The following is a 6,005-nucleotide window of genomic DNA, read 5'->3' as shown; positions in this document are numbered from 1 at the left end:
TGCGCATTATAGGCAAATCCTGACAGAGCACAAGGGGCTAAATGAGAAAAAATGAAATAAAATGGTTAAGCGGACAATTCTCAAACGATACGCACAAAAAAGGGGCTAAAAACCCCTTTTTATCTGTTTAAGCTGTTCTATTAGTTACCAAAGAAGCGTGACTCTTGTTTTGCTTCAATCTCACCATCATCAGTTTCAACTTCAAAGTTGATGTGCGTCATCGCTCTAGAAAGCTCAACAGGGTCTACCGCAATACTGATTGGCAGCGTTAATACCTCACCGCCGCTAAGTGTTACTTGTTGTGGGCCAATCCATTTGTAATTAGATAAGCCTTCTACACTCAGGTTATATATATGGGTATCTTCGGTTTTATTGAGTACCTTTAGGGTAAAGGTATTCTCAATCAACCCAGCATCTGTTTCTCTGAATAGAAGATTACGGTCACGGATAACATCAATACGAATAGGGGCAATTGTGGCTGTAGCATATACAAAGACCAAAACCATCACCGCTAAGATGACGCCATAGCCAACGAGTTTTGGACGAAGAACCTTCTCTTTTATCCCCTCAAGCTTATTCTCGGTAGTGTAACTAATTAACCCTTTGTCATACCCCATACGACTCATAGTGGTATCACAAGCATCAATACAAGCACCACAGTTAATACACTCATACTGCAAGCCGTTACGAATATCGATACCAGTAGGGCAAACCTGAACGCATAAATCACAGTCGATACAGTCACCCAACCCCATCTTTTTAGGGTCTGCTTTTCGAGATCTTGGGCCACGAGTTTCACCTCGTTTAGTGTCGTAACCTACTATATAAGTGTTCTTATCAAACATCGCAGATTGGAAACGCGCATATGGACACATATGCAAACACATAATCTCACGCATCCAACCCGCATTACCGTATGTAGCAAAGGTAAAGAAAATAACCCAAAAATAAACCGAGCCACTGGCGTTAAGCGTGAATACCTCTAAATAGACTTCTCTTGTAGGAACAAAATAGGAAACAAATGTCATCGCCGTAAGCAAGGATATCAGCAGCCAAGCACTGTGCTTTGCTGTTTTTCGCCTAAGCTTGTCGAAGCTCCATGGCATCTGATCAAGCTTCATGCGTTTATTGCGCGAACCTTCGAGCTTTTCTTCAAACCAAATAAAGATAAAGGTCCACACAGTTTGCGGGCAAGTATAACCACACCAAACTCGACCTAAATAGGTGGTGACGAAAAACAACCCAAATGCGGCAATCATTAGCAATGCCGCTAGGAGGGTGAAGTCTTGCGGCCAAATAGTTAACCCAAATACATGGAACTTTTGTTCAGCTAGATTAAACCAGACAGCTTGACGATCACCCCATGGGATCCACGGCAGCAACAAAAAGAACAACATTGCTATCCAGCCTAATTGGCGACGCAAGGTTGTCCATAGCCCCTCTACCGCTCTTACATAGATGCGATTACGAGGGTTAAACCTGTCCGCTTTGTTAGCGTCAGGTTGATGAATTTTGATTCTTTCTACTTTTGAAAAATCTTTTTTATTCTGCTCTGCATTCATTTTGTAGCCTTACAGCTTTAATATTGCTAGAAAACTAGCTTATTATAACGCTTATACTACAAGTTATTCACCTATATAGGACTAATTGATGAAAGGCTGGATTTTGTTGGCACTAATTGGCGGTATTCTTTACTACCTCTATACCGAAACAGATACATTGGATGAACCTGTTGCCGAAGTTCAAGCTATTTATCAACAAGCTGAAGATAAGCTTGATAGCATGACAGGAACGCAATTACAGCGCATTGACGCTAAGGTTGATCTACTAAAAACAGACATCGCAGATAGGTTATCCGCTACAGAAAAACAAGCGCTTAATGTTATTACTCAGTCACAAGCTAAGTTGGATGATTTCAAGCAGCATTACTGTGGTAATGGTGCAGATAAGCACAGTAACTTTAGTAAAGAAAACCAAACCTATATATGTGACAAGCTGAACTAAATGCATTCTTATTGCATTATGGTCGATCTCAGCTCACGGATTAGTGACTAATCTAATTGACCTGAGATCTGATTCCGCCTAGCCTTTACCCATTATTGTTATTCAACGAAATGAAAAGGCTAGCCGCTCATGACTGATAAAGTATCTGACATTTTTGACCCTACATTATGGGATGTTGTTCCTGGATTTAATTTCGAAGATATTACCTACCACAGAGCTAAAGATCAGGGAACAGTTCGCGTTGCGATAAACCGACCAGACTGCTTAAACTCATTCCGTCCAAAAACTGTCGATGAGCTCTATACAGCACTAGACCATGCTCGCCAATGGTCAGATGTTGGTTGCGTATTGATTACTGGTAATGGCCCATCAGCAAAAGGACAACACTCCTTCTGCGCTGGCGGCGATCAGCGGATCCGTGGCAAAGACGGTTACAAGTACGAAGGTGCTGAAGAGGGTACCGCTGACGTTGCTCGTATGGGCCGTTTGCATATTCTGGAGGTGCAGCGCTTAATCCGCTTTATGCCAAAAGTAGTCATTGCGGTTGTACCTGGCTGGGCAGTTGGTGGGGGCCATAGCTTACACGTAGTTTGTGACCTCACCTTAGCATCAAAAGAGCATGCAGTATTCAAGCAAACCGATCCAGATGTTGGCAGCTTTGACTCTGGCTACGGCAGCGCCTATTTAGCCAAAATGATAGGCCAAAAGCGCGCGCGAGAAATCTTCTTCTTGGGCTTTAATTACACCGCTGAAGAAGCCTTTGATATGGGAATGGTTAACCGCGCAATTCCGCATGCAGATCTTGAAACTGAAGCGTTAAACTGGGCAAAAGAGATCAACTCTAAGTCACCAACAGCGATGCGCATGCTTAAATACGGTTTTAACCTGCCTGACGATGGTTTAGTTGGTCAACAACTGTTTGCGGGTGAAGCTACTCGTTTAGCCTATGGCACCCCTGAAGCACAAGAGGGGCGTGATGCATTCTTAGAAAAGCGTGAGCAGGACTTTTCATCTTTTCCGTGGCACTACTAATTTACAGAATTAGTCGCTAATTAGAATACGCGTAAACCCATCAATACATTAATTTTATTGATGGGTTTATAACCAATTTATCTTTCCAATCGAATATACCAATCAAACTTATCTATACAAGCCCCTTTAAAACGCAAATGATAATCGTTATCATCTTGGTAACTTTTAAAGGAGCACCATTATGACTAAGACCATGACTTTTGCGATTCTTCACTTTAGCGTTGCATTCACGATTACTTATCTATTAACCGGTAGTATTGTTATAGGTGGCGCAGTTGCTTTGATTGAGCCAGCTGTGAACACTGTTGTTTTCTATTTCCATGAAAAAGTATGGAAAGGCATTGAGTCTAAAAATGCCCTGCAAAACGCTGCGGTATAACTAATTTATACACATTTAGTCTTTATCAGCGTTATTCAAGCCGAGTTTATTAGCCAGCGGCGCAATAGCTCCTCCTTGGATAAACACAGAAAACAGCACGATAAAGAACACCATATGCACGATATCAAGCGCTCCAGGAACGCCTGCAGCTGCAGGGATCAGTGCAAATACAATAGGAGTCGCGCCCTTTAAACCAATTGATGAGATAAATAAGCGCTTTTTCCAGCTTGCTTTAACAAAAGGTAAATAACAGAGCTGCACAGCTAAAGGCCTAGCGACCAGTATCAATAAAATAGCTGGTAATAGGGAACTCATAAATACTCCCGCTAACGACTGAGGGAAGATCTGTAAGCCCAGCACAATAAACATCAGCGCCTGCGCTAACCAAGATAAACTGTTAAAGAAGTGCAGATTAACTAATTGCCCCCGTTTAATCCCGTTACCTATCACCACACCGGCAACATATGAAGCCAATAGGATATTACCTCCGAGAATTTCTGCACCATAAGTCGCAATAATAAAACTCGCTAATACAAACACCGGAATGAGGCCAAACTCAGATAGGTGTATACGGTTCAATAACCAAACGGCCACCTTAGCAACACCAAAGCCGACTATCATAGCGACACCGATTTGAGTCACAAGCTCTAACGCTATTTCAGATGCCACTACACTTTTGCCGGTAGAAAGCACCATATCAGTTAAAAAGATCACCAACAGCATCGCTACCGGGTCGTTGGTCGCCGATTCAAACTCTAATACGGTATCAGTTTGCTCTTTAAGCTTGAGTTTCTTGGATTCAAGAATTGAGAACACCGCTGCAGCATCAGTTGATGACACAATGGCAGCAAATAGCAGGCAGGTGATGAAGTCAAAATCCAATAACCAATATAGGATTATCGCGAAAAAGAAAGTGGTAAACAGCACACCAAAAGATGCTAAAACGCCTCCCTCTTTATAGGCCACCTTAATCTTGTCTGTTGAGGTATTGATACCACCAACAAACACAATCATGTTCAGCGCTAAACCGCCTATCCAGGCCGTTTTATCTAAATCATCGTAAACAAAGTTAAACTCTCCATTACCTAACAGTAAGCCCACTCCCATAAAAATAAGCAACGAAGGAATACCTAAGGTTCTTGAGGGATGATGCAGCAATATTCCGACCACGATCAAAATAGACATACCAATCATGATCATTTCAGTGGTCATAAAATTTCCTTAAGTAAAAAGTTTAAAAGTGGTGTTACTGGGCGAAAACCGCTTATGAAGCTTAGTATAGTTATATTGCTATAGCTGATATCTAAGATAGAGAGTAAACCAAGCCAACTAGAGTCAAAAAGTGACTGTCATAAAAGATTAATAATTAATTTATCAAACATTCTTTAGCACTGAATATACTACAAAAAGCCTATTAGATTATTAATTTAAGCTGAAACAAAAATGAACCCCAATAAGGCCCACATCTATTTAGCTGCGAAACTTCGCTGTCAGCTACTACCGCGGTGCAAATGCCGCCCTAAAAAGTGATTTAAGAAATCTAGTCTTAAACTTTGTTAATTTTAGAAAGCCCGTCAACTTTACTCAAGTAATGCCAATATTCACCAACCAGCCATCAGCGTTACCTCTAAAAAGCTGTCACTTAACTGTCATATTTCTCTGTCTTAATGCAATCGCCTTCAGTGAGGCACTAATTTGGTTTCGTATTTAGACAACTTAAAACAGAGTAGGAAAAGTGATGAAAAAAGTTATTGGCTTATTAACTGCTGTAGGTTTGATGGCATCACCGCAGGTTTTAGCGGGTACAGTTACAGTATCAGGCTCAACCTCTGTTGCCCATGTCATGGAAGTACTGGCAGAAAATTATCAAAACGTATCTAACAAAAATGTTGAAGTGCAAAGCACTGGTTCTTCAGCTGGCATTCGTGCAGCAAAAGATGGCACCAGCATGATAGGCATGTCATCTCGTAACGTGAAACAGAGCGAATTGAACAGCGATACCAAAGAGATCGTTATCGCAAGAGATGGTATTGCAGCAGCAGTCAACAATGCAAATCCAGTTAAAAACTTAACCCAAGAGCAAATATCAAAGATCTATCGCGGTGAAATTAAAAACTGGAGTGAAGTTGGCGGAGAATCTCGCCCAATAGTTGTGGTTACCCGTGAAAATGGTTCCGGTACCCGCGGCGCTTTTGAAGAGATAATGAAACTACAGCGTACGATTAACGGCCACAAAGTCACGGCTATTACTCCAACCGCACAAGTCGGCAATGGCAACGGAATGATAAAAACCATCGTGGCTAACAACCCTTTTGCAATCGGCTATATCTCACTCGGTAGTGTAGATAGCAGCTTACGTGCAATCGATGTTGATGGTGTTGCTGCAACTGATGACAACATCGCTGCAGGCGACTACCAAATTGCACGTCCATTTATTGTGTTAATGGATAAAAATGCCCCAAGCACTGCACAAGAATTCATTGAATACATCATGTCAGCTGACGGCCAAGGTATTGTCGCAAGCGAAGGTTATATCCGCGTTCAATAATCATCAATGATAAATGGAGGGGGGGCGTAAGCTTCTCTTTGT

6 protein-coding genes are annotated in these 6,005 nt (G+C 41.8%); 4 read left to right on the top strand and 2 right to left on the bottom strand.

Features of this window, described 5'->3' with window-relative positions; genetic code table 11:
- Nucleotides 1–140: 140 nt before the first annotated feature.
- On the bottom strand, nucleotides 141–1,562 hold the full coding sequence (gene ccoG, locus L2730_RS17960; RefSeq protein WP_248975854.1) for a cytochrome c oxidase accessory protein CcoG: 1,422 nt from the start codon (nucleotides 1,560–1,562) through the stop codon (nucleotides 141–143).
- An 88-nt stretch (nucleotides 1,563–1,650) separates the two neighbouring features.
- On the opposite strand from ccoG, the gene L2730_RS17955 reads away from it, so the two are divergent.
- The 3 genes from L2730_RS17955 (at nucleotide 1,651) to L2730_RS17945 (ending at nucleotide 3,415) form a co-directional block, all read left to right on the top strand.
- A complete protein-coding gene (locus L2730_RS17955; RefSeq protein WP_248975853.1) occupies nucleotides 1,651–2,004 on the top strand; it encodes a hypothetical protein in 354 nt (117 codons plus the stop codon).
- A gap of 129 nt (nucleotides 2,005–2,133) precedes the next feature.
- Entirely contained in the window at nucleotides 2,134–3,036 is a 903-nt protein-coding gene (locus L2730_RS17950; RefSeq protein ID WP_248975852.1) for a 1,4-dihydroxy-2-naphthoyl-CoA synthase, read from the top strand.
- Nucleotides 3,037–3,217: 181 nt separating this feature from the next.
- Complete coding sequence (locus L2730_RS17945; protein WP_248975851.1) at nucleotides 3,218–3,415, top strand: DUF2061 domain-containing protein; 198 nt, start codon at nucleotides 3,218–3,220, stop codon at nucleotides 3,413–3,415.
- Between the two features lie 15 nt (nucleotides 3,416–3,430).
- Here the strand turns inward: L2730_RS17945 and L2730_RS17940 are convergent, their stop codons facing one another.
- On the bottom strand, nucleotides 3,431–4,627 hold the full coding sequence (locus L2730_RS17940; protein WP_248975850.1) for a potassium/proton antiporter: 1,197 nt from the start codon (nucleotides 4,625–4,627) through the stop codon (nucleotides 3,431–3,433).
- A gap of 526 nt (nucleotides 4,628–5,153) precedes the next feature.
- Between L2730_RS17940 and L2730_RS17935 the strand changes: the two genes are divergently transcribed.
- Entirely contained in the window at nucleotides 5,154–5,963 is an 810-nt protein-coding gene (locus L2730_RS17935) for a phosphate ABC transporter substrate-binding protein (RefSeq protein WP_248975849.1), read from the top strand.
- The last annotated feature ends 42 nt before the right edge of the window (nucleotides 5,964–6,005 follow it).

Origin of the sequence: Shewanella kaireitica (assembly GCF_023284045.1) — a bacterium.
Taxonomy (GTDB): domain Bacteria; phylum Pseudomonadota; class Gammaproteobacteria; order Enterobacterales; family Shewanellaceae; genus Shewanella; species Shewanella kaireitica.
The sequence above is the reverse complement of the archived record's forward strand: the minus strand, read 5'-3'. Positions and strand labels throughout refer to the sequence as shown.